The 25,619-nt window shown below is 72.0% G+C and carries 26 protein-coding genes, 1 pseudogene and 1 riboswitch; of the genes and pseudogenes, 14 read left to right on the top strand and 13 right to left on the bottom strand.

Going from position 1 to position 25,619, the window contains the following annotated elements; translation table 11 throughout:
• The first annotated feature begins 94 nt into the window (after window positions 1-94).
• Window positions 95-1,228: a hypothetical protein gene (locus ABFY07_RS30620; RefSeq protein WP_346177606.1), complete on the top strand. Its 1,134-nt coding sequence runs from the start codon at window positions 95-97 to the stop codon at window positions 1,226-1,228.
• An 82-nt stretch (window positions 1,229-1,310) separates the two neighbouring features.
• Here ABFY07_RS30620 and ABFY07_RS30615 read toward each other — a convergent pair whose 3' ends face one another.
• The gene (locus tag ABFY07_RS30615; protein WP_428837038.1) at window positions 1,311-2,009 is read right to left on the bottom strand and encodes an AAA family ATPase; all 699 of its coding nucleotides are present in this window, start codon (window positions 2,007-2,009) and stop codon (window positions 1,311-1,313) included.
• 224 nt (window positions 2,010-2,233) lie between these two features.
• Window positions 2,234-2,344: riboswitch (glycine riboswitch) on the top strand.
• A gap of 182 nt (window positions 2,345-2,526) precedes the next feature.
• Here ABFY07_RS30615 and gcvT point away from each other — a divergent pair.
• From gcvT to ABFY07_RS30590, 5 genes are all read left to right on the top strand, one after another.
• Window positions 2,527-3,681, top strand: a complete 1,155-nt coding sequence (gene gcvT, locus ABFY07_RS30610; RefSeq protein WP_346177605.1) for a glycine cleavage system aminomethyltransferase GcvT — start codon at window positions 2,527-2,529, stop codon at window positions 3,679-3,681.
• A 266-nt stretch (window positions 3,682-3,947) separates the two neighbouring features.
• Window positions 3,948-4,328, top strand: coding sequence for a glycine cleavage system protein GcvH (gene gcvH / locus ABFY07_RS30605; RefSeq protein ID WP_065964915.1), 381 nt, complete (start codon window positions 3,948-3,950; stop codon window positions 4,326-4,328).
• A gap of 24 nt (window positions 4,329-4,352) precedes the next feature.
• The gene (gene glyA / locus ABFY07_RS30600) at window positions 4,353-5,618 is read left to right on the top strand and encodes a serine hydroxymethyltransferase (protein WP_346177604.1); all 1,266 of its coding nucleotides are present in this window, start codon (window positions 4,353-4,355) and stop codon (window positions 5,616-5,618) included.
• Window positions 5,619-5,714: 96 nt separating this feature from the next.
• Complete coding sequence (locus tag ABFY07_RS30595; protein WP_346177603.1) at window positions 5,715-7,097, top strand: L-serine ammonia-lyase; 1,383 nt, start codon at window positions 5,715-5,717, stop codon at window positions 7,095-7,097.
• Between the two features lie 83 nt (window positions 7,098-7,180).
• Window positions 7,181-7,882, top strand: a complete 702-nt coding sequence (locus ABFY07_RS30590) for a hypothetical protein (protein WP_346177602.1) — start codon at window positions 7,181-7,183, stop codon at window positions 7,880-7,882.
• A 394-nt stretch (window positions 7,883-8,276) separates the two neighbouring features.
• Here ABFY07_RS30590 and ABFY07_RS30585 read toward each other — a convergent pair whose 3' ends face one another.
• Together ABFY07_RS30585 and ABFY07_RS30580 are read right to left on the bottom strand one after the other, a co-directional pair.
• Window positions 8,277-8,744, bottom strand: a complete 468-nt coding sequence (locus ABFY07_RS30585; protein WP_346177601.1) for a hypothetical protein — start codon at window positions 8,742-8,744, stop codon at window positions 8,277-8,279.
• A 41-nt stretch (window positions 8,745-8,785) separates the two neighbouring features.
• On the bottom strand, window positions 8,786-10,927 hold the full coding sequence (locus tag ABFY07_RS30580; protein WP_346177600.1) for a PrsW family intramembrane metalloprotease: 2,142 nt from the start codon (window positions 10,925-10,927) through the stop codon (window positions 8,786-8,788).
• Between the two features lie 149 nt (window positions 10,928-11,076).
• Between ABFY07_RS30580 and ABFY07_RS30575 the strand changes: the two genes are divergently transcribed.
• Window positions 11,077-11,367, top strand: coding sequence for a hypothetical protein (locus ABFY07_RS30575; protein WP_346177599.1), 291 nt, complete (start codon window positions 11,077-11,079; stop codon window positions 11,365-11,367).
• A 65-nt stretch (window positions 11,368-11,432) separates the two neighbouring features.
• Here the strand turns inward: ABFY07_RS30575 and ABFY07_RS30570 are convergent, their stop codons facing one another.
• Complete coding sequence (locus ABFY07_RS30570; protein ID WP_346177598.1) at window positions 11,433-12,047, bottom strand: hypothetical protein; 615 nt, start codon at window positions 12,045-12,047, stop codon at window positions 11,433-11,435.
• On the opposite strand from ABFY07_RS30570, the gene ABFY07_RS30565 reads away from it, so the two are divergent.
• Window positions 12,013-12,381 (top strand): substrate-binding domain-containing protein, encoded by a 369-nt coding sequence (locus tag ABFY07_RS30565; protein ID WP_346177597.1) that lies wholly within the window; start codon window positions 12,013-12,015, stop codon window positions 12,379-12,381. The two genes, ABFY07_RS30570 and ABFY07_RS30565, sit on opposite strands and share 35 nt — an antisense overlap.
• Window positions 12,382-12,460: 79 nt before the next feature.
• Here ABFY07_RS30565 and ABFY07_RS30560 read toward each other — a convergent pair whose 3' ends face one another.
• Window positions 12,461-14,572, bottom strand: coding sequence for a DUF2264 domain-containing protein (locus tag ABFY07_RS30560; RefSeq protein WP_346177596.1), 2,112 nt, complete (start codon window positions 14,570-14,572; stop codon window positions 12,461-12,463).
• A 168-nt stretch (window positions 14,573-14,740) separates the two neighbouring features.
• On the opposite strand from ABFY07_RS30560, the gene ABFY07_RS30555 reads away from it, so the two are divergent.
• Entirely contained in the window at window positions 14,741-16,732 is a 1,992-nt protein-coding gene (locus ABFY07_RS30555) for a heparinase II/III domain-containing protein (protein ID WP_346177595.1), read from the top strand.
• Window positions 16,733-16,823: 91 nt separating this feature from the next.
• Here the strand turns inward: ABFY07_RS30555 and ABFY07_RS30550 are convergent, their stop codons facing one another.
• Both ABFY07_RS30550 and ABFY07_RS30545 read right to left on the bottom strand, forming a co-directional pair.
• Entirely contained in the window at window positions 16,824-17,150 is a 327-nt protein-coding gene (locus ABFY07_RS30550; protein WP_065964872.1) for a plasmid stabilization protein, read from the bottom strand.
• 2 nt (window positions 17,151-17,152) lie between these two features.
• Window positions 17,153-17,341: pseudogene (locus ABFY07_RS30545) on the bottom strand (hemerythrin domain-containing protein); the annotation flags it as partial.
• A gap of 206 nt (window positions 17,342-17,547) precedes the next feature.
• Between ABFY07_RS30545 and ABFY07_RS30540 the strand changes: the two are divergent.
• Together ABFY07_RS30540 and ABFY07_RS30535 are read left to right on the top strand one after the other, a co-directional pair.
• Window positions 17,548-17,775 (top strand): DUF5133 domain-containing protein, encoded by a 228-nt coding sequence (locus ABFY07_RS30540; protein WP_065964870.1) that lies wholly within the window; start codon window positions 17,548-17,550, stop codon window positions 17,773-17,775.
• Between the two features lie 22 nt (window positions 17,776-17,797).
• The gene (locus ABFY07_RS30535) at window positions 17,798-18,175 is read left to right on the top strand and encodes a TraR/DksA family transcriptional regulator (protein WP_346177594.1); all 378 of its coding nucleotides are present in this window, start codon (window positions 17,798-17,800) and stop codon (window positions 18,173-18,175) included.
• A gap of 15 nt (window positions 18,176-18,190) precedes the next feature.
• On the opposite strand, the gene ABFY07_RS30530 is transcribed toward ABFY07_RS30535, so the two are convergent.
• Window positions 18,191-18,757: a Uma2 family endonuclease gene (locus tag ABFY07_RS30530; RefSeq protein WP_346177593.1), complete on the bottom strand. Its 567-nt coding sequence runs from the start codon at window positions 18,755-18,757 to the stop codon at window positions 18,191-18,193.
• A 200-nt stretch (window positions 18,758-18,957) separates the two neighbouring features.
• On the opposite strand from ABFY07_RS30530, the gene ABFY07_RS30525 reads away from it, so the two are divergent.
• From ABFY07_RS30525 to ABFY07_RS30515, 3 genes are all read left to right on the top strand, one after another.
• A complete protein-coding gene (locus ABFY07_RS30525; RefSeq protein ID WP_346177592.1) occupies window positions 18,958-19,884 on the top strand; it encodes a UbiA family prenyltransferase in 927 nt (308 codons plus the stop codon).
• Between the two features lie 155 nt (window positions 19,885-20,039).
• Entirely contained in the window at window positions 20,040-20,594 is a 555-nt protein-coding gene (locus ABFY07_RS30520; RefSeq protein WP_346177591.1) for a GH25 family lysozyme, read from the top strand.
• Between the two features lie 67 nt (window positions 20,595-20,661).
• Window positions 20,662-20,970, top strand: coding sequence for a hypothetical protein (locus ABFY07_RS30515; protein WP_346177590.1), 309 nt, complete (start codon window positions 20,662-20,664; stop codon window positions 20,968-20,970).
• A gap of 54 nt (window positions 20,971-21,024) precedes the next feature.
• On the opposite strand, the gene ABFY07_RS30510 is transcribed toward ABFY07_RS30515, so the two are convergent.
• The 5 genes from ABFY07_RS30510 to ABFY07_RS30490 all read right to left on the bottom strand — a co-directional run bounded on the left by ABFY07_RS30510 (window position 21,025) and on the right by ABFY07_RS30490 (window position 25,235).
• Window positions 21,025-21,243, bottom strand: coding sequence for an EF-hand domain-containing protein (locus ABFY07_RS30510; RefSeq protein WP_346177589.1), 219 nt, complete (start codon window positions 21,241-21,243; stop codon window positions 21,025-21,027).
• Window positions 21,244-21,317: 74 nt separating this feature from the next.
• Entirely contained in the window at window positions 21,318-21,935 is a 618-nt protein-coding gene (locus ABFY07_RS30505) for an N-acetylmuramoyl-L-alanine amidase (RefSeq protein ID WP_346177588.1), read from the bottom strand.
• 396 nt (window positions 21,936-22,331) lie between these two features.
• On the bottom strand, window positions 22,332-22,835 hold the full coding sequence (locus ABFY07_RS30500) for an ATP-binding protein (RefSeq protein ID WP_245738184.1): 504 nt from the start codon (window positions 22,833-22,835) through the stop codon (window positions 22,332-22,334).
• Window positions 22,836-23,122: 287 nt separating this feature from the next.
• Window positions 23,123-23,890 (bottom strand): enoyl-CoA hydratase/isomerase family protein, encoded by a 768-nt coding sequence (locus ABFY07_RS30495; protein WP_346177587.1) that lies wholly within the window; start codon window positions 23,888-23,890, stop codon window positions 23,123-23,125.
• Window positions 23,891-24,002: 112 nt separating this feature from the next.
• On the bottom strand, window positions 24,003-25,235 hold the full coding sequence (locus tag ABFY07_RS30490; protein WP_346177586.1) for a L,D-transpeptidase: 1,233 nt from the start codon (window positions 25,233-25,235) through the stop codon (window positions 24,003-24,005).
• Window positions 25,236-25,619 lie beyond the last annotated feature (384 nt).

The following is a 25,619-nucleotide window of genomic DNA, read 5'->3' as shown; positions in this document are numbered from 1 at the left end:
CTTCTGAACGTAATCGACAAGTTGCGCTCTGTTTGCGTCTTTCGCAGCGTGGTGTCGCGTACGCCCGTACCTCACCACAGCGAAGGAAGGTCTCATGATCCGCGTGTCCCGCAAGGCCGATGTCCTCGTCTCCTCCGTCCTGGCCGGCTCGCTCCTGTTCGGCGCCGCCGGCCTGGCCGCCGCGGCGGCCGACGGATCCGGGGGCACGGCCGGCGCCCCGGCCCCCACCCCCGCGGCGCTCGCCGACACGAGACTGAACCCGGCCCAGACCCAGGCGCTGCGCGACCTGCGCGTCCTCCTGGAGCGGGTGACGGAGCTGGCGCGGGCGGTGGAGGAGGCGCCCGGCGGGGTGCTCTCCGACGAGGAGCTGATCAAGCACGCGACGGCGATCGACAGCGCGGTGAAGGCCGTCCGCGAGTCGGCCGACAAGGCCGGCGCCCCGCGGGCCGCCGCGCACCGCCGGGGGCAGGCCCAGGACCCGACGCCTTCGCAGGGCTCCGGCGAGGGCCAGGCTCAGGGCGAGGATCAGGGCCAGGCTCAGGATCAGGGCCGGATCACCGTGCCGCCGCAGGCCGCCGGGGAGGGCGGGGCCGTCGGGGAGGGCGGGGCCGTCGGGGAGGGCGGGGCCGTGATGCCTCCCTTCGCCGCCCAGCCGACGCCTTCGGACATCTCGACGGACCCGCTGGACGCGCTGCAGCGGGCGATCGACGACCTGCTGGACGCCGTCGCGGCCGGCGACTCGAACGCGGCCACCGTGGCGATCCCCCGCATCGCCGACGCGATCGTCGGGCTGATCGGCGCCGTCGTCGGCCCGCTCCCCGGGCGGGACTTCCCCGTGATGCCCCCGCTGCTGCCGTTCCCGGACGAGGCGACGAGCCTCGCCGAGGACGCGTCGGCCCTCGCCGCCAAGCCCACCGGGCCGACGGCCGCCACGCAGCCGGGCGCCCCCGGGACCGGTGCCCCGGAGCTCGGCGCCGCCAAGCCCGACACGGCGAAGCCCTCCCCCAAGCCCCACACCGACAAGCCCGGCAAGAAGACGGGCAGGAAGACGTCCGAGAAGCCGGCCAAGAAGCCCGGGAAGAAGACCGCCGAGAAGCCCACCACCACGGCCGCCACCCCGCTGGCCGCCCCCGGGTCCGCGCCCGGGGCGGCCGACGACTCCGTGGCCCCCATGCCGCTGCCCCACCCGGTGGACGCGGACGGTGCCGGGGCCGACGCGCGCCCCTGACGGCGACGCCCCGCCGCGCCGCCACCCGCCCGCCGGCCGGCCAAGCAGCCAGCCAGTTCAGTCGAAGGCCGGCCGGCTCGGCTCAGTCGAAGCCGATCCGGCGCAGCGCGCTCGCGGCCGTCCGATCCAGCAGCGCCACCGAGGCGCAGCCTTCGGGCGGCCGCCCGCCCTCCGCGGTCGCGACCAGCCGCCCCACCGCGCGGCGGTGCCGGCCGAAGGCGTAGCGGGAGACCACCCGGCCGCGGGCGGTCTGCCCCTCCAGCGCCACCGCGGCGTCCACGTCGAGCAGCACCATGTGCAGCCCGCGGCCGGTGCGCCGGGCGTCGCGGGCCAGCCAGCGGCGGACCCAGGGGAGGGTGCCGCAGTCGTGCACCACGAGACTGGCCCCCGAGCGCAGCGCCCGGCGCAGCCCGGTGTAGTGGGCGCAGCGCACCAGCGGCCGGTAGAGGGCGTAGGGCAGCCAGTGGGGCATCCGCCGCTCCCAGCGCTCGCGGGTGTCCTGCGAGTCGACCCGCAGCACCGGCCCGCCGCGCTGGTCCAGGCGGGGCACGGTGCGGTCGATCATGGTGCTCTTGCCGCTGCCGGGCAGTCCCGAGGCGACCACCACATCGCCGGCCCGGTAGCGCAGCTCACGGGCGCCGGGCCGCGCGGCGCCGCCGTCGCCGCGCAGGTCCTGGACGGCCGCCGGGCACCCCGGTCTGAGCGCTCCCCCGGTCGGCGCCGCCCCCTGCGTCACCGGCAGGGGCCCCCATGTCGTCGCGTACGTACCCTGCCCCTGCACCGTGATCGTCCTCCTAGGTCCGGTCACTGCGGCTCGTTCCCGAAGAGTGTCAAGAAAAGGTAATGTCCAGCAAGGTGGTATTGCCGTGGGCTGGGCCTCTGATCCCTGTGCATCGGGGTTTCGCCCCGTTGTGAGCCGGGTCCGGGCCGGGGTTCCGCCCGAGCGGGTCTTCCCTTCTCGGGCGTACGTGCGATGATGTTGCGCGCAACTCCATACCGGCCGCTTGAATCCGCGCGGGAGAGTCCTCGGCCACCGGCAGCAGTGCCGGCCGTCCGGGGCGCCGAAGGAGCAAGTCCTCCCTTGAATCTCTCAGGCCCCGATACCGCGCGGGCGAGGCAGATCTGAAAAGCGAGCCGCTGGCGTGGCTCCACCCACGGTGCAAGCCGGACCGCTCTTTGCGACGACGCCCCCGGCGTCGGGCGGAAGGAGGGTCACGGCGAACCTCTCAGGTTCCGATGACAGATGGGGAGGACAGTCCTCGTCGTCCCCGTCACCGTCCCGCCCTGGAGCCAGCCCCATGACCGACGCCCCCCTGACCGGTGCCCCCGTGACCGACGCCCCGCCCGCCCCCCGCCGTACCGCGCTGGACGCGCTGCACCGGGCGCTCGGCGCCACCATGACCGACTTCGCCGGCTGGGAGATGCCGCTGCGCTACGGGAGCGAGCGCGACGAGCACACCGCGGTGCGCACCCGCGCCGGCCTGTTCGACCTCTCGCACATGGGCGAGATCACGCTCACCGGCCCGGAGGCGGGCGCTGCCCTGGACCGCGCGCTGGTGGGCCATCTGTCGGCGCTCGCCGTCGGCCGCGCCCGCTACACCATGATCTGCGACGCCGAGGGCGGCATCCTGGACGACCTGATCGTCTACCGCCTGGCGGAGCAGGAGTTCCTGGTGGTGGCCAACGCGGGGAACGCCCAGGTAGTGCTGGACGCGCTGACCGAGCGCGCCGCGGGCCTGGAGGCGGCCGTACGGGACGACCGGGACGCCTACGCGCTGATCGCCGTCCAGGGTCCGGCCTCCCCGGCGATCCTGCGCGAGCTGACCGACGCGGACCTGGACGGCCTCAAGTACTACGCGGGCCTGCCGGGCACCGTCGCGGGCGTCCCGGCGCTGATCGCGCGTACCGGCTACACAGGCGAGGACGGCTTCGAGCTGTTCGTCGCCCCGCACGACGCCGAGCGGCTGTGGCGGGCGCTGTCCGAGGCCGGTGCGCCGGCCGGGCTGGTCCCGTGCGGGCTGTCCTGCCGGGACACGCTGCGCCTGGAGGCCGGGATGCCGCTGTACGGGCACGAGCTGACCCGCGCGACGACGCCGTTCGACGCGGGGCTCGGCCGGGTGGTGAAGTTCGACAAGCCCGGTGACTTCGTCGGCCGCGCGGCGCTTGAGGAGGCGGGGCGGCGGGCCGAGACCGACCCGCCGCGGGTGCTGGTCGGCCAGGTCGCGGCGGGCCGCCGGGTCCCGCGCGCGGGGTACGCGGTGGTCGGCGCGGACGGCGCGGTGATCGGCGAGGTCACCTCGGGCGCGCCCTCGCCCACCCTCGGCAAGCCGATCGCGATCGCGTACGTGGACGCCGCGCACGCCGCGCCGGGCACGTCGGGAGTGGCGGTGGACATCCGCGGTACCCATGAGCCGTACGAGGTCGTGGCCCTCCCCTTCTACAAGCGGCGCTGAGCGCTCTGCGGGCGGCGCTGGGCGCTGGACGACCGGCGCTGAGCGCTGGACGACCGGCGCTGAGCGCTGGACGACCGGCGCTGAGCGCTCCTGCGGGTGGCGCTGAGCGCTTCCCACGAGCGGCGCTGAGCCGCACCGAGCACGCGCCGGGCCGCCCGGCGCGCGGGCGGCGCCGGGGCACTCCCGTGCGTACCCGCCCATACCGCCTGTCCCACCAGGCAAGACCCGTTTCCCAAGCACTCCCCCGTATCCAGGAGAATCGCATTATGAGCAACCCCCAGCAGCTGCGTTACAGCAAGGAGCACGAGTGGCTGTCGGCCGCCGGCGAGGACGGCGTGTCGACGGTCGGCATCACCGAGTTCGCGGCCAACGCGCTCGGCGACGTCGTCTACGTCCAGCTCCCGGAGGTCGGCACGACGGTCACCGCGGGCGAGACCTGTGGTGAGCTGGAGTCCACGAAGTCCGTCAGCGATCTGTACGCGCCGGTCACCGGCGAGGTCACCGAGATCAACGAGGATGTGGTCAACGACCCGGCGCTGGTGAATTCCGCCCCCTTCGAGGGCGGCTGGCTGTTCAAGGTGCGGGTGACGGACGAGCCGGACGAGCTGCTCTCCGCCGACGAGTACGCCGCCTTCGCCGAAAACTGACCCCCTCCTTCGATCGGGACCCTGATGTCGCTTCTCAACAGCCCCCTGCACGAGCTCGACCCGGACGTAGCCGCCGCGGTCGACGCCGAACTCCACCGCCAGCAGTCCACCCTGGAGATGATCGCTTCGGAGAACTTCGCTCCGGTCGCGGTCATGGAGGCCCAGGGCTCGGTCCTGACCAACAAGTACGCCGAGGGCTACCCGGGCCGCCGCTACTACGGCGGCTGTGAGCACGTCGACGTGGTCGAGCAGATCGCGATCGACCGGGTCAAGGCGCTCTTCGGGGCCGAGGCGGCCAATGTCCAGCCGCACTCCGGCGCCCAGGCCAACGCGGCCGCGATGTTCGCCCTGCTCTCCCCCGGCGACACCATCCTGGGGCTGAACCTGGCGCACGGCGGGCACCTCACCCACGGCATGAAGATCAACTTCTCCGGCAAGCTCTACAACGTGGTGCCCTACCACGTGGACGCCGAGACCGGCCTGGTCGACATGGACGAGGTCGAGCGGCTGGCCAAGGAGCACCGCCCCAAGCTGGTGATCGCCGGCTGGTCGGCGTACCCGCGCCAGCTCGACTTCGCGGCCTTCCGCCGGATCGCGGACGAGGTCGGCGCCTACCTGATGGTGGACATGGCCCACTTCGCGGGCCTGGTGGCGGCCGGGCTGCACCCCTCCCCGGTGCCGCACGCCCATGTGGTCACCACCACGACGCACAAGACCCTCGGCGGCCCGCGCGGCGGCGTGATCCTCTCCACGGCCGAGCTGGCCAAGAAGATCAACTCCGCGGTCTTCCCCGGTCAGCAGGGCGGCCCGCTGGAGCACGTGGTCGCCGCCAAGGCCGTGGCCTTCAAGATCGCGGCTGGCTCGGCCTTCAAGGAGCGCCAGCAGCGTACCCTCGAGGGCGCCAAGCTGCTGGCCGAGCGGCTCACCCAGCCGGACGTGGCCGAGGCCGGCGTCGCCGTGCTGTCCGGCGGCACCGACGTCCACCTCGTCCTGGTCGACCTGCGCGACTCCGAGCTGGACGGCCGGCAGGCCGAGGACCGCCTCCACGAGATCGGCATCACGGTCAACCGCAACGCCATCCCGAACGACCCGCGCCCCCCGATGGTGACCTCCGGCCTGCGCATCGGCACCCCCGCGCTGGCCACCCGCGGCTTCACCGCCGACGACTTCCGCGAGGTCGCCGACGTCATCGCCGAGGCGCTCAAGCCGTCCTACGACGCGGAGGCGCTCAAGGCGCGCGTCACCGCGCTCGCCGACAAGCACCCGCTGTACCCGGACCTCACCAAGTAATCCGGGCCGGAAGGTGGAGGGGGGCGCACCACCCCGGCGCCCCCACCCACCCCGCACCACACGCACGCACTCCGTGCAGATCCAAGGAGCTCCCCCGTGGCCATCTCCGTCTTCGACCTCTTCTCGATCGGCATCGGACCGTCCAGTTCCCACACGGTCGGCCCCATGCGGGCCGCGCGGATGTTCGTCCGCCGGCTGAAGAACGACGGCCTGCTGGCCCACACCTCCGCCGTGCGCGCCGAGCTCTTCGGCTCCCTCGGCGCCACCGGCCACGGCCACGGCACCCCCAAGGCCGTCCTCCTCGGCCTGGAGGGCCACTCCCCGCGCACGGTGGACGTCGAGACCGCCGACGACGAGGTGGAGCGCATCCGCACCACCAAGCGGCTGCGGCTGCTCGGCGCGGAGATCGGCGCCGAGCACGAGATCGGGTTCGACGAGTCCGCCGAGCTGGTCCTGCACCGCCGCCGCTCGCTGCCGTACCACGCCAACGGCATGACCCTCTTCGCGTACGACGCCGATGGCCTCCCCCTCCTGGAGAAGACCTACTACTCGGTCGGCGGCGGCTTCGTCGTGGACGAGGACGCGGTCGGCGCGGACCGCATCAAGCTCGACGACACCGTGCTGAAGTACCCCTTCCGCACCGGCGACGAGCTGCTGCGCCTGTCCCATGAGACCGGCCTGTCCATCTCGGCGCTGATGCTGGAGAACGAGAAGGCCTGGCGCACCGAGACGGAGATCCGCGAGGGCCTGCTGGAGATCTGGCAGGTGATGCGCGGCTGCGTCGAGCGCGGCCTGTCCCGCGAGGGCATCCTCCCCGGCGGCCTCAAGGTCCGTCGCCGCGCCGCCACCGCGGCCCGCGCCCTGCGCTCCGAGGGCGACCCGGCCACCCGCGCCATGGAGTGGGTCACCCTCTACGCCATGGCCGTCAACGAGGAGAACGCCGCCGGCGGCCGCGTGGTCACCGCCCCCACCAACGGCGCGGCCGGCATCATCCCCGCCGTCCTCCACTACTACACCCACTTCGTCCCCGGCTCCGACGAGGACGGCGTCGTCCGCTTCCTCCTCGCCGCGGGCGCCATCGGCATGCTCTTCAAGGAGAACGCCTCCATCTCCGGCGCCGAGGTCGGCTGCCAGGGCGAGGTCGGCTCCGCCTGCTCCATGGCCGCCGGCGGCCTCGCCGAGGTCCTGGGCGGCTCCCCCGAACAGGTCGAGAACGCCGCCGAGATCGGCATGGAACACAACCTCGGCCTCACCTGCGACCCCGTCGGCGGCCTCGTCCAGATCCCCTGCATCGAGCGCAACGGCATGGCCTCGGTCAAGGCCGTCACGGCGGCCCGCATGGCCCTGCGCGGGGACGGGCGGCACCACGTCTCCCTCGACAAGGTCATCAAGACCATGAAGGAGACGGGCGCCGACATGAAGGTCAAGTACAAGGAGACGGCGCGGGGCGGGCTCGCGGTCAACGTGATCGAGTGCTAGGGAAATAGGCCCTGACCAGTGCTTTCCACCCCTTGGTCGCCCGGCCGGTAGGGTCGTCACCCGCCGATTAAAGGAGACCCGAAATGCACTTACGGCACAAGCCACTGAAATACCATGGGATCGCCGCGATCGCTGTCTGCGGAACTCTTGCCGCCACTGTCGGCTGCAGCAGTTCAGGAGGCCAGCATACGGACTCCAAGCCAAGCATCAAGACGTCGACCGCAAGCCAGCCTGCCGACGCCCGGCCCCTCGAAGCCAGCAAGTTGCGGGCATTCCTGCTCACAACCAGCGATCTCGGTTCCGGATACGTCCAATCACCGGAAAAGGAGGATGAGGCGTCCCAGTACGACGACATCGGCGCAGACGGATGTCCAGCGCTGGAAAAGCTCGCCAAGCAGAGTGACCGGATGAAGTTCGCGGTTAAAGCCACGGCGGAATTCAAGTACGACGAGGACTCTGAACTGGGCGAGGAACTGTACAGCGACACCCCGTCCGCCCTATCGAGCAAGCTGCGCGCCGTGATGAACGCGTGGACATCCTGTCCGACCTTCACCATGACATCCGGCAGCACGCCGATCTCGATTAAGGTCAGCAAGTCCGCGCCCCCGCAGGTCGGGGAGGAGCAGTACGCGTACACGACCACTATCGATCTCCCGGCCCGACCGCAGGTCTTCAAGACCGCCGCCGTCCGCCAGGGCAATGTCGTGGTGATGCTCACCGGCGCGCCCGCGCTGGTCGACCGGCACATCGAGACCGCAGTCGCCAAGATCAGCCCGACGAGTTGACGTAACACCTCGCTTTCGTCCCGTCACACCCTTACCTTTCCAAGACGCCGCGATGGGGCATGAGTACAAGTACTCATGCCCCCAGGCCTTTGCGAAACGGGGCCCGCCGCCTGTCGTGGTAACCCACCGGGGAGATCAGTTTTCGCGAGACTGCAACGCTCGGCATGCAGCCGTGCGTCCGAAATCTCCGGGAGGAAGTGATTCATGGACGGTGCCATGTTGCCCGGCAGCCATCCATAAACCACCGCCACATCTCGACGGCGAGCGGCACGGCTACCTCTACGCGGGTTCGTACTGGGTCACCCTGCCGTTCACCGTCCGGACGGAGCGGTCGTCATGAGTCCCCAGGGCCGGTCCAGAGGTCCACGGTGAGGGACAGCCGCACGGCCCCGCGTTAATGCGGTGACGTCAGCAGGGCCTTCACCCGGACCACTAGGTCGTCATCCTCGAAATGTACGGTCTGAGCCCCGAGATCGTATGTGATCCGTCGCAGCACCTTCAGCCACTCGGCGACGAACGAGTTGATTTCGACAGTCAGTTGACTCCTGTCGTTAAGTAGGAACTCATATCCTCCGGACACGGCCATCCAGCGGGAATGAATGTCCAGCAAGGCGCCGTCGCGACGAATCTGCCATTCGGCGGAGAAGGTGTCCGATCCCCAGTAGACCCGAGTTTCAGAGAATTCCGGACGCCGAACTTCCTCAAGTAGCGGCACGAGGTCGTCGAGCAACACCGGAATATCGTAGCGGTACTCCAGCAGCACCGGAACCCGGTTCCACACCAAGACCGCATGCTCGGTCTCCAGAGGATAGAGTTGACCCACCGCATCAGCCATGTCCTCAGCGGATTCGACCTTCAGCACCTCGGGACACCCCGGTTGCACACAGAAGCCCATAACAACCCCTATCGAGTCAACGGGTAGGCGTGCACCTTACCGTTTGGATAAACTTTCACAAAAATACTGTTCGGTGTGCGCGTCGTCCCATCCGGTAAATATTCCACGCAATTGTGCCCGTTCGGCAATCTGAAGAACCCCTGCTCGCCCGGCCCCAGTTCGGCTCCGCGCTCCGCAGCGTACTTGACATCCGCGGCATCCCCGAAGCGCCCTTGTGGACGGCCGTCCTTGACCGCACGAGCTGTTCCCTCCGACCAGTCCAATCCATGCTTCCCTCCCCTCAACAAGGGCGCCTCCGGCTTGTACTTCTGGCCATCCTTCTCGAACCCTTTTCCGACCTCTTCGGCCTGCTTCCTCTTACTGAGCCCGCTCAACTGTCGTTGACTCTGTGTAAAGGCTCCCTGCTGCTCCTCGGTGACCGGGACGGTTTCATCCGACGGAAAGCGTCCATCGCGTGGGCCGGATTGCTTCCCTTGGCCCTCGGATGGCGTATGGGCTGATGAGCCCTCTTCCGCGCCGCTGCCGCCGGACGCCGCCGTCATGAGGAGGATGCCGAGCGTTCCAAGCGCGGCGGCATGGATCGCCGCCTCGGCAGTGACAGCGCCGGCTGTCACTCCTGCGGTCGCGAGGGCGAGCCCGCCGCCGGGTGGGAAGAGGGCGAGGAGGGCCAGCAGCATGAGGACGAAGCCGAGGTAGGCCAGGAAGTTGTTCAGCGCGTCGAGGAGATGGAGATTGCGGATCACCGGGCTGTCCGGCGCCGCGCCGTCCCCCAGCCTCAGCACCAACAGCACACCTGTGACACCGCCGCCGAACGCCACCCAGATCCGGAGACGGATGATCGCGAGCACCTCGCCATGCGGAAGCGCGAGGGTCGACCGCCAGGCGCCCAGCAGCCGCATGAGCTGCCAGCCGATCAGCAGCAGACCGGCGATCCCGAAGACGACCAGGATGTACAGCCCCTTGCCCGAGCCGAAGTACCGCTGCACCTCAGCCGCAGCGGGAAAGGACCCGAGCAGCAGAAGTACCAGGGACGGGATCGTCAGCCCGAGGGCGATGACCACAAACCACTTGCGGCGCGGGGCCCGAAGCCCGCCCCCTGCCCGGAGCACGGCCCGTAAGTCGACACCGCGCCAGGCCTGTTCGCGGTCGGAGGCGTCGATCTGGGAGGCGGCCCACGTGACCGTGCGGTGCAGGACCTCAGCACCCGCGTACGGCGCACCGCCCGTCATCCCGAAGAACAGCGACCGCCGGAGCCGTGCGAAACGCAGGGCGATCAGAGTCGACCAGGGCACGCACCAGGCCGCGTACCCCGCGAGCGCACTCAGACCGGACCTCCCGGCGCGCTCCGCATGCAGCAGGACGCCCTGCACCACCGGTTTCGCACGCCGCACCTGCCGCAGATCGGCGGCCATGGCCACGGCCAGGCACACCAGGGGAACCGCCCACAGCATCCCCTGGAACGTATCGACCCGTGACGCGGCGTCCCGGTCGGTCGGATGCGCGGCGGCGTAGTTGGTGAGCATGTGCAGAGCGGACGTGGCGACCAGGGGCACGACGCCGAGGGCCCGTACCCAGCCTCTCGCACGCAGCAGAACCCCCACACCGAGCGCTGCCATCGTCGTGTAGACCAGATGGGGACTGGTTCCCGCGGCCGGGGAGAGATCACCCAGTTCAAGAGTTCCCTGCGGAGCGGGGAACCAGGCGGAGAAGACCTGCTCGGGGCCTGGGACATAGGGCGCGCGAAGGCTGTCGGGAATGATCCAGCCGCCGCCCGGATGGCTGATCGCCCGCTCCGCCTCCAGCCCGTACCGTGCCACGGCCTCCAGCAACCCGAACCCCGCACCCAGCCCAGCGCCGAGCACCACGAAGTCCGTGAGTCCCCACTGACGGCGGATCTTGATGTTGCAGCCGACCAGCAGCAGCGGCGTGACCTTGATCAGCTCTTCGATGACCGGGTCAACCGTGTAGCTCGCGGTCTCCACGACCTTGGCCAGCGGCTCCCCGGTCGCCTCCGCGACGTTCCGGGTGTACGCGAGTTCCAGCAGCGCCGCCACGACACCGCCCCCGTAGACACCCACCGCGATGGCCAACAGTGCCGTGGAAACCCGCGCCGACCGCGCCGGCGAGGACAGTACGAGCATCTGCGCCACGCCGTACACCGTCGCGGCAACCATGAGTAACGTCACATCCGCCCCCCGCGGCTGTTCGACTCGGGTGGCGAGGCTATGTCTTGATCATGGTCGCGACAAGATGATTTTCTTGCCGCCGGCCGGACCGACCGGTCGCGGGTCGGCCGCGCATGGACCGGCCCGCCGCGGCCGACCCCAAGCTGGCCAGGCGGGCGCTGGCCGACTGGTACACCCGGGCCGGTCTGGGCTGGGTCCGGGGGCGGCTGCAGCCGTGGGCGGCGAATGGACGTGAGCGAGCCCCGCGTCGAGGTGCGGGACGTGGGGCGTCGCTGGGGCACCCACCGACCGGGCCGGACTCTTGGCGGCTGCTGCGCCGGGCGATGCCCGAGTGCGCCCGGTGGGAGGTGGAGCTGGACGAAATGGGCAGGAGGGTGTGGATGGGCGATCTGGCCCAGCAATGACCGAGCTCCAGGCCGCCATCATGGGCCACCGCGCTGCCTCCCCGTCGCGCGGGGCGGGCTCGCGGTCAACGTGATCGAGTGCTGACGGCCCCCACCGCCTCCAGCATGGCCCCGCAGTCGCGCCAGACGACGAACAGGACGCAGCCAGGCACCGCGGCCAGGCCCAGCAGCGGGGCCTGGTTGACGATCACCAGGGCGACGCCCAGCAGGGCGAGGTTGAGCAGGGCGAGCGGCCAGCGGCGGACCGACGCGTAGGAGGCGGCCAGCAGGGTGTGGCGGGTGAGCCCGATGTCCTCGGCCAGGGCGGCCATCGCGACCACGCCGGAGCTCAGGGCGACCAGGGTCACCACGATGAGCAGGGGGGCCAGCACCGGGCCGGGGCCGGTCGTGCCGAGGGCGGCCAGGTCGGTGGTGGCCACGGCGGCCAGCAGGGCGAACGGGGTCCAGGCCAGGAGCGCCCGGGTGATCAGGCGGCGGTAGCCGCGGAACAGGATGGTCACCGGGGCCCGCGCGTCGTCGGCGGCGGCGCGGAGGTAGGCGAAGGCCGCGGCGAGCGAGGGGCCGGCGGCGAGGGAGAGCAGGCCCAAGAAGACCAGGTACCGCCAGGGCCGGTGCTCGGCGGCCAGGGCCAGCAGCCGCGAGGGCGTGGCCCTCGACGTGCCGGGCCACCGGCAGATCATCGAGGGCATCCTCAACCGGTGCCGCAGGTCCCGGATCACCGCGCTGATCGTGCACAGCGACCCCGACGCGATGTCCGTCGCCCAGTACCTCACCGAGCGGGGGGTGGCGATCCCGGACGACATCGCGCTGGTCAGCTACGACGACGAGGTCGCGCATCTGGCGGAGCCGGCGATGACGGCCGTCCGCCCGCCCAAGGCCCGGGTCGGGCGGGTCGCGGTGGAGATGATGGTGTCCCGGCTCATGGAGGGCAGGCGCCGCCCGGCCCAGCGCGTCCTCATCCTGCCGGAGCTCGTCCTCCGCGACTCCTCGGTCAAGCGGGCCTCGGCCGTCTGAGACTTGTGGTGAGTATCGGACAGCGACACGCCGTGGCGTCGGCGTGTCGCTGTCCGATACTCACCACAAAGTTCACTGACTACCGCACGGCGGGCAGCTCCACCTCGGCGGTGAGGCCGTCCGGCCAGGTCAGCCGGGCGCGGTGACCGCCGTCCGGAGTCGGGTGCACGGCGACGGCCGGGTCCGGGCCCTCCGGGCCGTCCGGCCCGTCGGTGTCACCCGCGGCGCCCCGGTCGAGGACCACCGCGGCGGCGAGCACCTCGCCGTACGGCACGCCGTCCGTGGCCAGCCATGGGATCGCGGTCCGGGCGCCGAGGGGGCTGTCGTCCTCGCCGAGGGCGACCCCGCCGTGGCTCAGCCCCCGCAGACCACGCAGCACGGAACGCAGGGGCCCGGAAGACGGGCAGCCGGGCGACGGGAAGCCTGAAGGCGGGGAAGCGGGAGGTGGCGAGGCGGGAGGTGGCGAAGCGAGAGGCCGGGAAGCGGGAGGCGGGGAAGCGGTGCCCGCTTCGGCGTACGGTCCCGAAGGCCCGGTGCCCGTCCGGGTCTCGGGCGGGGTGCCGGCGGCGACCGGCCAGCCGCCCACCCGTACGCAGACCCCCGACGCGGCCGCTCGGGATGCCGGGGCATCGACCCTGACCAGCCGGACCTCCACCCCCGCGCGCAGCACGGAAACAACGGTGACCTGGGGCCCGGGTGTCGTCGGCCCGGTCCGGCCAGAGCCGTGGTCGGGCGAGTCGTCGGCGGTGGTGTCGACCCAGCGCACCGGCCCCCGGGAGCCGGCGGCGAGCACCCCGCCGGGCAGTTCGCGCGCGAACAGGGTCTCGAATCCGCTGCGGTGGCTGGCCCGGCCGGCGCCGTCGAGCAGGACGACCGCGTTGTCGACCGGGTCCGCCGCCGAGGCCGCGGTCAACGGCGGGACGGTGGCGGTCGAGTAGCCGAGCCGCGCGTACAGCGGGGAGTCGGCGCTGGTGTCGCCGGGGCGGGCGTGGTCGGTGCCGTGGTTGAGCACCACCGCGATGCCGTCGCGGCGCCGCGCGGAGAGCAGCCAGCCGGGGGCCTCGATCACCCGTGCCACGTCCCCGGTCTCCACCGGCAGCGGCAGTTCCGGTTCCGTCCACACCGGGTGGTCGGCCGGGAGCATCAGGCCGAGCAGGCCCTTGGCCGCCCAGTACGGGGAGCCCGGCCCGGAGTAGGACTGCCGCATCGCCGGCCAGGCGGCGTGCCAGCCGAGGCCCAGCAGCCCGTCCCGGTCGGGGGCGCCGCGGTCGGTGAAGTGCCGGACGATGCCGCCGGCCGCCCGGCGCACCAGCCCGGGCGGCTGCCCGCCCGCCCCGGTGACCGCGCCGACCCAGAAGGGCGCCGCGGCGGCGAAGCGGTAGGCGAGGCTGCGCCCTTGCAGCAGCGGCGAGCCGTCGGCGCCGACCAGCCGCACCGCGTCGTCGAGGTAGCGGGCGAGGTCCGCGGCCCAGGTCTCGCGGAGGGCCGGCGGGCACAGCGTGCCCGTGACGTCGAACAGGTGGGTCCACAGCAGCGGGTACAGGTGCAGCGCCCAGCCCGTGTAGTGGTCGTAGGCCCGCTCCTGCCCGTCGCTGAGCCAGCCGCCGGGGCGGCGCAGCGAGGCGTGGACGGCGAGGTCCTCCTCGATGTCGCCCGCCGACCAGGGCCCGCCGGCCTCCCGGAGGAACGACTCGACGACGATCCGGAACCAGACCCAGTTGATCGGCGGGTAGGGCTGCCCGACGACGGTCCCCAGCCAGGCGACGGTCCGCTCGCGCACCCCGTCGTCCAGCCGGTCCCACAGCCAGGGCCTGATCAGTTGGAGGACCAGGGCGATGGAGGCGGCCTCGACCTTGGCCTGGCCGAGCCGGTCGGGGCGGGGCCAGGCCTCGGGCGAGTGCGGGTCGGTGCCCGCGGCCAGGCCGCGGGCGTACCGCTCCAGCAGCCCTCCGGGGTCCGCGCCCCGCTCTCCGGCGACCCGGAAGCCGGCGATCAGGAACGTCCGGGCGAAGCCTTCGAGTCCGTCGGAGACCGGGCCGCTGCGGCTGGCCGGGCCGGGCAGGTCGATCCGGGCGCCGGCCGGGGAGGCGTACGGGCGGGTGGCGGCGAGCATCCGGTCGGCGAGCGTGGTCCAGTGCGCCCTGGTCCATCCGGTGTACGGAGAGAGGTCCCGGTCCTCGTGAGGCGACACTGCTTCCTCCGGAAGTCTGTGGTGGTGGGTGTGGGTGGTGGGTGGTGGTGATCTGCCACCTCACCCCGTGGCATAGTTCCGAGTCAACGATTTCGAACAGAAACGATCAGACAACCGATCAGGTGTCGGCAGAGAACCGATCAGACAACCGATCAGGAGACATCCACCATGGGGACGGTAGAGCCGGATTCCGCCGCGCACCGCTCCCTCCGGGACCGGCTGGGCCCGGTCCTGGAGACCGGGCCCGGCGCCGATCCCCTGGTCGAGCTCCTACGGGACGTCCGGGCGCGGCTGCGCGTCCCCGACGTGACCGCGCGCCCGGTGTGGGACGCGGTGGACGCCGCCACCCGCCGGGGGCTGTTGGACGAGGCCGCGGCCGAACTCCGCCGCGACGCGCCCGTACTGACCGCGTCGGACTGGGCGCGGACCTTCCGCGACGGCGTGCGGACCGCCTACGAGGACGCCGCCCGGAGGCTGCGGGAGCGGACCACGCTGCTGGTCCTCGCCGCCACGCTCACCGGCGAGGTGGCGGCGGCCGACGCCCCGCCCGGGGCCGCGCCCCACCTGGACGCGGCGGCCGACGCGCTGGTGGCCCTGGCCGAGGCCAGTACGTGGTGCTGGGCGCCGCACGACCGGTTCGCCGACTCGCGCGGCGAGGTGCTCCCGGACCCCGACCGGCCGTTCCTCGACCTGGGGGCCGCCGAGGTGGCGTCCCTGCTGGCCTGGGCCGACCACGTCCTGGGGCCGCATCTGGACCGCCGGATCCCCGGGCTGCGGCGGCGGCTTCGGCGCGAGGTGGACCTGCGGGTGCTGACCCCCTTCGAGCGCGTCCGCGACTGGCACTGGATCGGCCGCGACGGGGACGCCCACAACTGGAACCCGTGGATCCATGGGGCGGTGCTCGCCGCCGCCCTCCTGCTCACCGACGACGAGGAGCGGCGGGCCCGGCTCGTACGGCTCGTCGTGGAGGGCCTGGACCACTACCTCGCGGTGCTCCCCGACGACGGCGGGATCGACGAGGGCGTCGCCTACTGGTGGCAGGGCGCCGGCCGGCTCCTGGAGGCCCTCGACCTGCTCGCCGACGCCGGCGGCCCCCCGCTCGACGCCCGCGACCTGCCCGTCTTCGGCCCGCTCAGCAGGTTCCCGAGCCGGATGCACCTGGCCGGGGACTGGTACGTCAACGCCGGAGACGCCCCCGCCCGACTGTGGCCCGACCAGCCCTGGCACCTGCTCTTCCAGTGGGGCGAGCGGCTGGCCGACCCCGGCGTCCGCGCCCACGCGCTGGCCCGCGGCCGCGACGGCGCCGCCGTACGCCCCCGGGCCGGCCTCGCCCGAGCCCTGGCGGGGCTCACCGACCCCCGCTGGCACCGAGCCCTGACCGCCCCCGCGGCCGGGAGCACCTGGCTGTCCCGCGAGACCTGGCTCCCCCGGGTGCAGGTCCTCGTCGCGCGCGAGGCGGCGGCCACGGCGGCCGGACTGACGCTCGCCGCGAAGGCCGGGCACAACGGCGAGCGGCACAACCACCTCGACGTGGGCTCCTACTGGGTCGCCCTGGACGGCCGGCCCCTGGTCGTCGACATCGGCCAGCCCACGTACACCGCCTCCAGCTTCGGCCCGGACCGCTACCGGGCCTGGCCCCTGCGGAGCGCCTGGCACAACGTCCCCGAACCGGGAGCCGCCCAGCAACCCGGGCCCACCCACGCCGCGGACGACGTACGCGTGGACCTCACCCCCACCGGCGCCGCCCTGCACGCCGAACTCGCCGGTGCCTACCCGCCGGGCCTGCTGCGGAGCTGGCGCAGATCCCTGCGGCTCGTACGCGCCACCCGGGACTCCCCCGCCCACATCCTGGTCGAGGACCGCTGGACACCGGCTCCCGGCGCCCCCGGCCCGGCGCGCCCCGCCCACCCCGTGCTGCTGCGGCACGTGCTGTCGGGGGATGTCGAACTGGCCGAGGGCCGGGCCCGGGTCACCGCCGAAGGGTGCGCCTTGTCGATCACCTGGAACCCGGCCCGCGCCACCGCGCACCTCGACCACCGCCCCCTCGACGACCCGCTGCTGCGCGCGTCGTGGGGAGACCGGCTGGCCAGGCTCACCCTGACCCTCACGGCCCCCTGCGCCGAGGAGCCGTTCACCGTCCGGATGGAGCGGTCACGGTAAGACGTGGGAAGAGGCCCTGGCCATCGACCAGGACCTCTTCCCACGCGCACACCCCGCGGGCCCTTGGGCCCACGGGCCCGTCCAATGACGGTCAGCGGCCCAGGGCCTTGGCCAGCTCGTCCTTGGTCATGTGCGAGCGGCCCTCGATGCCGCGCTGCTTGGCCTCGTTGTAGAGCTGATCGCGCGTCGGCCCCTTCGAGCCGCCGCCCGACCGCTCGCCGCCGCGCTGCGGCGCGGACTTGCGGTCCCGGGTCGAGCTCTTGCTGGCGGATTTGCTCTCGCCGGCGCGGGCCCGTTCCTTGTTGACCGTACGGGCCGCCATCTCCTTGGCACGGCCCTCGGACGCGCCCCGCTTCTCCGCGCCCTCCTTGATGTGCTCGTACTGTCGTTCGCGCTTACTGCTGGATCGTGCGGGCATGGTTATCCCTCTTCCCTGCCCTTCGGTTGCCTGCCGCGTCCGGTGACCAGGTCACGGGCCCGGTCGACCGGCCCCGCCCCGGGGGCGAGGAGCTTGAGCGCCGGAGCGCTGTCCGGCGCGCCCGGGTGCGGCCTGGTGGGCGCGGTCTTCTTCGCGCTGCGTACCTTCTCCCCCAACTCGTGCAGGGCCTCCTGCCCCACTACCATCACAACCTTTCTGGTCCGGTTCCCGCGGACACCACTCCTGGTGCCCGTGGACACCATGTGGACGGGTCCCCGCCATTTCCCGCCTCTAACACCACTGGGACCTCTCGAAACACGAGGGCATACGCGTTCACCCGGCGGGTATCCGAGCTTCCGCTCACCCCCGTAGCGGTTCTGCGCCCCAAGGAGGCCCCATGCTGATGGCACACCCCGCGGTCCTGCGCAACCTCGTCCAGCAGTACGAAACCCTGCGAGCGCTGAACGCCGAGGAAGGCAGCCCCGAAGTGCGGCAGCGCATGGACGACGTCGCCTACACCCTGTGCGTCTCCACCGGGACCCGGGACGTGGACGCGGCCCTCATCGCCGCCCGCCACCGACTCCCCGGCGCCCGCGTCGAGGACGACTCCCTCGTGGCCAACTGACGGCGGGACCGGCTTGACCACCATGAACAGCACACCCCCGCGCGAGAGCCCCCTCGGGCCGCAGGACCTCGAGGAGGCGGCCGCCGTACTGTCCGACCTGCGCGACCGCCTCCGCGCGGAGATCGCCGACGCGCGGAAAACCGAGTCGGCCGTCCGCGGCGACTGCGTCCTCGACGCCGCGGACGCCGGCGCCACCACCCTCGCCATCGAGGAACTCCACACCCGCGCCGACACCGCCGCCGCCCTCCTGGAACGGACCCTCGCCGCCCTCACCCGCATCCAGGACGGCACCTTCGGCTCCTGCGCCTCCTGCGGCGCCCCCATCGGCCGGGAGCGGGTACTGGCCGTACCGCACGCCGAGCGGTGCGTCGCCTGCACCGAGCGGCAGAGCAGGGCCTGAGCGACGGGCCGGTGGTCAGAGCCGGCCGAGGTCGATGTCCACCGGGAACGGAGCCGTTGCCTTCACCACTCCGGTGAACACGTCTCCGTCCCGGTAGGCCCCGGTGGCGGGATCCAGGACGTACGTGTACACCAGCGGCAGGCCGGTGGCGGCCTGCTCGACCCGCCAGTAGAAGGCGATCCCGGCCTTCGCGTACTGATCCACCTTCACGATCCGGTCCGTGGTCTCCGACCCCGGCGACACGACCTCGGCGACCAGCAGCACATGCTCGGGGCGGGTGGGCGTGACGTCGATCGTCTCCGCGCGGTACACGACCACGTCCGGGCGCCGATTGGTGAGCGGCACGTCCTGCAGGCGGACATCGAAGTCCGTGTCGGCGTTCCACTGGGGTCCCGCGGCGGCGTCCAGGGCGTTCGCGAGGATCCGGGCCAGGCGGTTGTGCCGCTTGGACGCGCTGGGGCTCACGACGACCATCCCGTCCACGATCTCGACGCCCGCGCACTGCTCCTCGGACCAGGAGTCGTACTGCTCGGCGGTGATCTGCTGGTGCATCCACGCGGGAGCGACCATCTCGGCGGTCATGACTCACCTCCCTGACCGTGCACTACGCGGGTCCGTACTGATGGGCTTCAGCGTACTGGAGCAGGACCTCGGGCGTGGTGGGGTGTATCGGGACGGGCGCGGGGGCCGGGGCCGTCGTGGCCGGGGTGCTGGTGGCGTGGGTGTCCGCCGCGCTGCGACGCCTTCTCGCCGGCGGCGGGGACGGCGGCTAGATTCTGCCCATGTCCCCAGGCTCACAGGCCGCATCGGCCACCCCCGACGGTCCGTTACCCCGGCTGTCCCCGCGCGTCGCCGCCGCGAGGGTGGCCTGGCTGTGTCTTCGCGAGGCGCGCCCCGTGGTCCAGGTGGTCTTCCTCGCCCGCTTCACCGTCGGGGCCCTCGGTGCCCGGCCCGGCGGCCACTTGCCCCTGGCCCAGTTCGCCACCGGCGCCCTCGCCTCGTTCTGCGCGACCGCCGCGGCCTATCTGCTCAACGGCGTGATGGACCTGCCGGAGGACCGGGCCAACGGCTCGCGGCGGCCGCTGGCGTCCGGCGCGCTGTCCGTCCGCGCGGCCGCCTGGGCGATCGGCGTCCTGACCGCGGCCGCTCTGCTGCTCGGCGTCGGCGATCCGGGCCTCCTGCTGTGCATCGGCGGAATGCTGTTCTTCGGCTGGGCGTATTCCGCGCCGCCGCTCAGCGCGAAGCGGCGCAGCTGGTCGTCGTCGTTGTCGGTGATCGGCGTGGGGCTGTGCACGTACGGGGCCGGGGCGCAGGCCGCGGGCGGTGCGCCGCGGCCGGGCTTCTGGCTGGTCGCCGGCGTGATGTCGGCGTGGATGGGTCTGGTGGGGGCGTTCGCGAAGGACCTGGGCGACATCCCCGGGGACCGGGAGGGCGGGCGCCGCACGCTCGCGGTGGTCCGCGGCGAGAGGGCGGCGCGGACGGTCACGGCGGTCTGCGCCCCGGCGGTGGCCGTGGCGTTCGCCGTGGGCGCCGCCGTCTGGGATCCGCCGCTGCTGGGCGCGGCCGCGGTGCTGGCGGGGGGCGCGGGCTGGGTCTCCTGGTTGTGCCGGCATCCCGCCGCCGGGCGGGAACGCGCCCCGTACCGCGCCTTCATGGCCGGCCAGTACGTCACTCATCTGGCGATCGCGGCCGTGCTTCTGCTGAGCTGATGAGCAGTCGATCCGACTCGTCCGGGGGACAGCTGGTCCAGGGCACGGCTCGCCATGTAGAGACGGATGACGCCCCTCGACGGTGCGGACGGCGCCGCGCCGGGCATGACAAGGACAACAGGGGACATCCGGCACGGCAATCCAAGGCAGGCAGCATGCTGCGGGGCATCGACGTCAGTTCGCACCAGTCCAGCTTCGACCCGGACGGACAGGCCTTCGTCTTCATCAAGGCCACCGAGGGCCGCTCCTACATCAACCCACGTCAGTCCGCGCAGGCCGCCCGCGCCCGCGCGGCGGGGTGCGTGGTCGGCTTCTACCACTTCCTGTGGCCGGGCAACATCGCGGCGCAGGCGGCCTATTTCGTGGAGAAGTGCGCCTCCCGGTCGCACGACCTGCTCGCCGTGGACTGGGAGACCACCTCCGAGGGCACCCACGCGAGCAACGCCGAGAAGGACCGGTTCATACGGGAGGTCAAGAAGCTCCGCCCCGGGCACCGGGTGCTGCTGTACTGCAACCGCACGTACTGGCTGAACGTCGACACCACCTCGTACGCCGGGGACGGGCTGTGGATCGCCGACTACGTGACGGCGGGCGAGCCGCGCATCAAGGCGACGTGGCGGATCCACCAGTACACCGACCACCCGGTGGACAAGAACGTGGCGCGCTTCGACAGCAAGGCCGACCTGCGCGCCTGGGCCCGGAAGGAGTAGCCGGGGCGGCCGGGAGCGGGTGGGGGCAGCCGGGGCGGCTGTCGGTGGCGGCACCTACCCTTCCGGTATGAGCTACGCAGACCTGCGCGAACTCCGCAGCGCGCTCACCACCGCGTCGGACATCGCCTTCTCGCTGGACGCCGCGCCCTCCGGACAGGAGACCGAGCTGCTCGTCGACGCCCTGCGCCGGGCGCTGGCCGCCGCGGGCGCGCTGGGCGCGGAGCACGGCGCGACGGGCTGCCCGGAGCATCCGCGCGGCGCCGTGGACCCGCTGTACGGGGACAAGGACGACCCGCTGCCGCAGGGGTACGGCCGCTGCCTGCTGTGCAACGACCGCCGCCGGCGGGCGAGCGCGCAGCGGCGCGGCTGGCGGTGATCCGCCGGCCGCGCCGCCGGTCCTGCGTACGTACGGTCGGGCCCTGCGCCCGGTTCAGCTGCCCTTGTTCTGGGACGCCCAGAACTCCTCGAAGGAGAGCAGTCCGTCACCGTTGGAGTCATGGGAGTTGATCACGGCCTGGGCGACCGGCTCCGTGACATACGGGTCCCCCAGCTGAGCCATCACGCTCTTGTACTCGGCCGCGCTGATCAGCCCGTCCCCGTTGAGGTCGTACCGCTCGAACGCCTTCCGCGCCGCCTCGATGTCCGCCACGTGATCCGCCCCTTCTGTGCGCTTGTCTGACCCGCACAGATTAGACCGTCCGGCAGCAGGGAGCGCGGGGCGCCTCAGGCAGCCTTGACCAGGGCCATGTAGCGGTCCCAGTCCCAGTACTTGCCGGGGTCGGTGTGGGTGGCGTTCGGGACCTCGTTGTGGCCGATGATGTGGGTCCGGGTCTTGGGCACGCCGTAGCGGTCGCAGATGGCGGCGGTCAGGGTCGCGGAGGACTCGTAGAGCGCGTCGGTGAAGTACTCGGGCTTGTCCACCCAGCCCTCGTGCTCGATGCCGATGCTGCGGTTGTTGTAGTCGCGGTTGCCCGCGTGCCAGGCGACGTCCTTCTCGCGCACGAACTGCCCGATGTAGCCGTCGGCCGAGGCCACCATGTAGTGGGTGGAGACCTGCTTGGCCGGGTCCTGGAAGATCTTCATCGCGTCCGGGAACGTCTCCTGCGTCACATGGATGACGACGAAGTCGATCGGATACGAGGTGGGACGGCTGGAGACCCGGTAGTTCGAGGTGCTGGCCGGGATCCAGTGGGTGGGTGGGTAGGCGACGGCGGCCCGGACGCGTCTCGCGTCGGCCCGCGCGGGGGTCGTGGCGGCGGTGAGCCCGGCGGCGGCGGCGCCGAGGTAGGCGCCGGAACGCAGCAGGGTACGGCGGGAAGGGGTGCGGCCGTGCGTTTCCATGGGGGGTCTCCCGGGATCCATAGCCGTGACAGTGGGGGGGTGTGACGCGCGTAGCGCGGTTCCATGGTGGGGTGTCGGCAGGGCCATGCCAAGGATTGAGAGGCAAAGAAAGAATTCGCGTCACGGTATGGACCACTGGAAATTCCCTGCCGAAAAAGGCCACCCAAAGGAAAGACGACTTCATTACCCATTATTAACAAGGCGAGTGTCACACCTCACCTTTGATTGATTTGGTGGCTGGATCTGGTCTCTGCGATAGTGAGGCACGCGACCCCCGTCGACCCGAGCGAGGTCGTTCACCCCACTGCCACGGATGACACCCCTTTCCATCCGCGGCGGCACGAAAGAGGCCCCGCGCCGTCGCGAACCGACGGTGGGGGCCTCTTCGGCGTGCGGTCAGGGCTCGGTCACCCGCATCTCGAACCAGGTCGTCTTGCCGCGCGGCAGCAGATCCGCCCCCCACCGCTGGGCGAGCAGGTCCACCAGCCACAGCCCCCGCCCGCTCGTGTCGAGCTCGGCCACCGGGAGCAGACAGGGCAGCCCGCGCGAGGGGTCGCGCACCTCCACCCGGATCCAGCCACGCCGCCGCAGCATCCGCAGCCCGAAGGTGCGGGCGCCGGTGTGCCGGACCGCGTTGCCCACCAGCTCCGACACCAGCAGCACCGCGTGTTCGGCCAGCTGGGGGCTCAGGCCCCAGTCACGCAGCACCACACATTCGGCCAGCCGGCGGGCGGCGCCCGCCGACTCCGGGCGGGACGGCAGCCGCACCTCGTCGACCGCGGGGTTTCCGAACAGCTCCACCGCCCTGGCGGCCGACTCGTCGTCGGCGGAAGGTGCCCGGGAAGGCGCGGCCGTACCGGTGCGCCGCTGCGGCTGCTCCATACCCTCCAAGCCCGCCATGCCCCCCATCATGGCCGTCCGGCATACCGTCCGGGGCGGAACCAGGGGATTCCAGAACACCGGGGCCCTAGGCTCCACAAACCGGCTCCAACGTGTGCCAGCGACCGTCAGATGCCCCAAATACCGCGCCTGACCTGCGATGTCACGGCGCGTACGCACGATCACCCAGCGTACCGGACCGGCTCGTCCCAGGGCTCGCGGGTGGGGAAACAAATTCGCCCGCACGGGGCATGCTCACCCGCGCGGGGTACGGCTCGCCCGGGCGGTGGGGCCGCCCGGGCCACCGCTCAGCGGAACGTGGCCTTGCCCGGCCCCTCCTCCACGAAGCTCCGCATCCCGATCTCACGGTCCTCGGTGGCGAACAGCCCCGCGAACCAGCTCCGTTCGATGGCCAGGCCGGTCTCCAGGTCGGTCTCCAGGCCCGCGTCCACCGCCTCCTTGGCCGCGCGCAGCGCGATCGCGGGGCCCCGCGCCAGCCGGGCCGCCCACGCGTGCGCCTGCTCGTAGACCTCCGCCGCCGGTACGACGCGGTCCACCAGACCGAGCGCCAGCGCCTCGTCGGCCTTCACCTGACGGCCCGTGAAGATGAGGTCCTTGGCGCGGGAGGGGCCGATCAGCCGGGCGAGGCGCTGGGTGCCGCCCGCGCCCGGGATCAGGCCGAGCAGGATCTCCGGCTGGCCGAGCTTGGCGTTCTCGGCGGCGATCCGGTAGTCGGCGCACAGCGCCAGCTCGCAGCCGCCGCCGAGGGCGTAGCCGGTGACGGCGGCGACGACGGGCTTGGGGATCCGGGCGATGGCGGTGAAGGAGTCCTGGAGGGCGCGGGACCTGGCGACCATCCCGGCGTGGTCCATGTCCCGCATCTCCTTGATGTCCGCGCCGGCCGCGAACACCTTCTCGCCGCCCCAGATCACCACGGCCCGTACGTCGTCGCGGCCGGTCACCTCCTCGGCGAGCTCCCGCAGCCGGTCCTGCGTGGCGATGTCCAGCGCGTTCATGGGCGGACGGTCCAGCCGGATGGTGCCGACGCCCTCGGCGACCTCGAGGTTCACAGTCATGAGCGCAGGTTAGCGTCCGTTAGCACGCCGTCCACACCCTCCCCGCGCCTCCCGCTGTCCCTCCTGGTCGTCGCTACGGCCTGCCGCTCCTGCCTGCCGCTCCCGGTCGGCCTTACTGGTCGGCCTTCCACTTCTTCCACGACATGTTCCAGCCGTTGAGCCCGTTGTCCGGCTGGATGGTGCTGTCGTGCGAGTTCTTCACCACGACCACGTCACCGATGATCGAGTTCCGGAAGAACCAGGCCGCCGGCGTCGACTTGGAGCCGCCGCCCCGCTGGTCGAAGAGGCCGACGCAGCCGTGGCTCACGTTCGCCGAGCCGAAGGTCGCCTGGCCCGCCCAGTAGTTGCCGTGGATGAAGGTCCCCGAGGTGGACAGGCGCATCGCGTGCGGCACGTCCTTGATGTCGTACTCGCCGTCGAAGCCGACCGTGGCGCCGTTCATCCGGGTCACCGCCAGCCGCTCGCTGATGACCATCTTGCCGTTGTACGTCTCGTGGCCGGGCGCGCCGGAGGTGATGGGGAGCGTCCTGATGGTCTTGCCGTCCCGCTTGACCACCATCTTCTTGCTCTTGGCGTCGACCACGGAGACCTGGCTGCGGCCGATGGTGAACTTCACGGTCTTCTTCTGCTCGCCGTAGACGCCCGGCCGGCCCTCCACGCCGTCCAGGTCCATGCTGAGGGTGACCTTGGTGCCCGGCGCCCAGTACTTCTCCGGCCGGAAGTCCAGCCGGTCGTTGCCGAACCAGTGGCCCTCGATCGGCACCGACGGGGAGGCTGAGACCTTGAGCCCCTGCTCCACGGCCTTCGGGTCCGTGATGCCCCGGGAGAAGCGGATCGAGACCGGCATGCCGACGCCGACCCTCGAGCCGTCCTCCGGGGTGTACGTCCCGAGGAACGTCTGCTTGGGCCGGAGCGTGGTGAAGGAGGAGCGCTTGGCCGCCGTCAGCCCCTGGGCGTCCTTGGCGACGGCGTCCACCGTGTAGGTGGTCGCGGAGCTCAGGTGGTGGGTGGGCCGCCAGGTGCTGCCGTCCTCGGTGATCTTTCCGTCGATCGCGTGGCCCTTGGCGTCCTTGACCTTGACGGAGGTGAGCCGGCCCTTGGCCGAGGTCACCTTGAGCGCGCCGTGGGTGTTGACGCCCTTCGCCCCGTCCTTGGGCGCTATCGCCACGACGGCGCGCGAGGTCTTCCGGCCGCCCCCGCCCTTGTCGCCGTCCGCGCCCTTCTTCCCGTCGTCCGACCCGCCGTCACCGCCACAGGCGGCCACGACCAGCAGCATCGTCCCGACCATCAGCGCGAGGAACCCCCTGCGGCCCCGCGCCGCGAACGCCCCCGATACCGGCTGCATTTCCACTACGGCTCTCCCCTCCGCCCGCACCGCTCCCCGCGGCACCCCCGTACAGAGCGCGCACGCGCGCATGGCGACAGGTAATCACACGCCGGTGACAGCGGGCTCCCGATCAAGGTCACGGTTCAGTCCCAGGTAAGACCCTCAGTCCCAGGTGAGACCGTCAGCCGCAGGTGAGACCCCGTGGCCCCGGGAGCGCCGGGGGAAACGTGAGCGTTGCCCCGATCGCGGGCAGAACAGGTGAGAGGGCGGGGGAACGCCGGGGCCGAAGCCGGAGCCGGAGCCGCGAAAGCCGGAGGCGACACGTTGTCGAACGCAGCCGATCACAGGACGGCCCACAACGGGCTGCCGAGGCCACGACCGGTCGCGGCGGCCGTCGAGCGG

This window comes from Streptomyces sparsogenes subsp. cuspidosporus (genome assembly GCF_039532705.1).
Taxonomy (GTDB): domain Bacteria; phylum Actinomycetota; class Actinomycetes; order Streptomycetales; family Streptomycetaceae; genus Streptomyces; species Streptomyces sparsogenes.
This window is presented reverse-complemented; position numbering and strand designations above follow the sequence as displayed.

Bases quoted from the DNA above. Each gene is read 5' to 3' on its own strand.
- ABFY07_RS30620 (WP_346177606.1), top strand. From the start codon at position 95: ATGATCCGCGTGTCCCGCAAGGCCGATGTCCTCGTCTCCTCCGTCCTG.
- gcvT (WP_346177605.1), top strand. From the start codon at position 2,527: ATGACCGACGCCCCCCTGACCGGTGCCCCCGTGACCGACGCCCCGCCC.
- gcvH (WP_065964915.1), top strand. From the start codon at position 3,948: ATGAGCAACCCCCAGCAGCTGCGTTACAGCAAGGAGCACGAGTGGCTG.
- glyA (WP_346177604.1), top strand. From the start codon at position 4,353: ATGTCGCTTCTCAACAGCCCCCTGCACGAGCTCGACCCGGACGTAGCC.
- ABFY07_RS30590 (WP_346177602.1), top strand. From the start codon at position 7,181: ATGCACTTACGGCACAAGCCACTGAAATACCATGGGATCGCCGCGATC.
- ABFY07_RS30575 (WP_346177599.1), top strand. From the start codon at position 11,077: ATGGACCGGCCCGCCGCGGCCGACCCCAAGCTGGCCAGGCGGGCGCTG.
- ABFY07_RS30570 (WP_346177598.1), bottom strand. From the start codon at position 12,047: ATGATCTGCCGGTGGCCCGGCACGTCGAGGGCCACGCCCTCGCGGCTG.
- ABFY07_RS30555 (WP_346177595.1), top strand. From the start codon at position 14,741: ATGGGGACGGTAGAGCCGGATTCCGCCGCGCACCGCTCCCTCCGGGAC.
- ABFY07_RS30550 (WP_065964872.1), bottom strand. From the start codon at position 17,150: ATGCCCGCACGATCCAGCAGTAAGCGCGAACGACAGTACGAGCACATC.
- ABFY07_RS30540 (WP_065964870.1), top strand. From the start codon at position 17,548: ATGCTGATGGCACACCCCGCGGTCCTGCGCAACCTCGTCCAGCAGTAC.
- ABFY07_RS30535 (WP_346177594.1), top strand. From the start codon at position 17,798: ATGAACAGCACACCCCCGCGCGAGAGCCCCCTCGGGCCGCAGGACCTC.
- ABFY07_RS30530 (WP_346177593.1), bottom strand. From the start codon at position 18,757: ATGACCGCCGAGATGGTCGCTCCCGCGTGGATGCACCAGCAGATCACC.
- ABFY07_RS30525 (WP_346177592.1), top strand. From the start codon at position 18,958: ATGTCCCCAGGCTCACAGGCCGCATCGGCCACCCCCGACGGTCCGTTA.
- ABFY07_RS30520 (WP_346177591.1), top strand. From the start codon at position 20,040: ATGCTGCGGGGCATCGACGTCAGTTCGCACCAGTCCAGCTTCGACCCG.
- ABFY07_RS30515 (WP_346177590.1), top strand. From the start codon at position 20,662: ATGAGCTACGCAGACCTGCGCGAACTCCGCAGCGCGCTCACCACCGCG.
- ABFY07_RS30505 (WP_346177588.1), bottom strand. From the start codon at position 21,935: ATGGAAACGCACGGCCGCACCCCTTCCCGCCGTACCCTGCTGCGTTCC.
- ABFY07_RS30500 (WP_245738184.1), bottom strand. From the start codon at position 22,835: ATGGCGGGCTTGGAGGGTATGGAGCAGCCGCAGCGGCGCACCGGTACG.
- ABFY07_RS30495 (WP_346177587.1), bottom strand. From the start codon at position 23,890: ATGACTGTGAACCTCGAGGTCGCCGAGGGCGTCGGCACCATCCGGCTG.
- ABFY07_RS30490 (WP_346177586.1), bottom strand. From the start codon at position 25,235: ATGCAGCCGGTATCGGGGGCGTTCGCGGCGCGGGGCCGCAGGGGGTTC.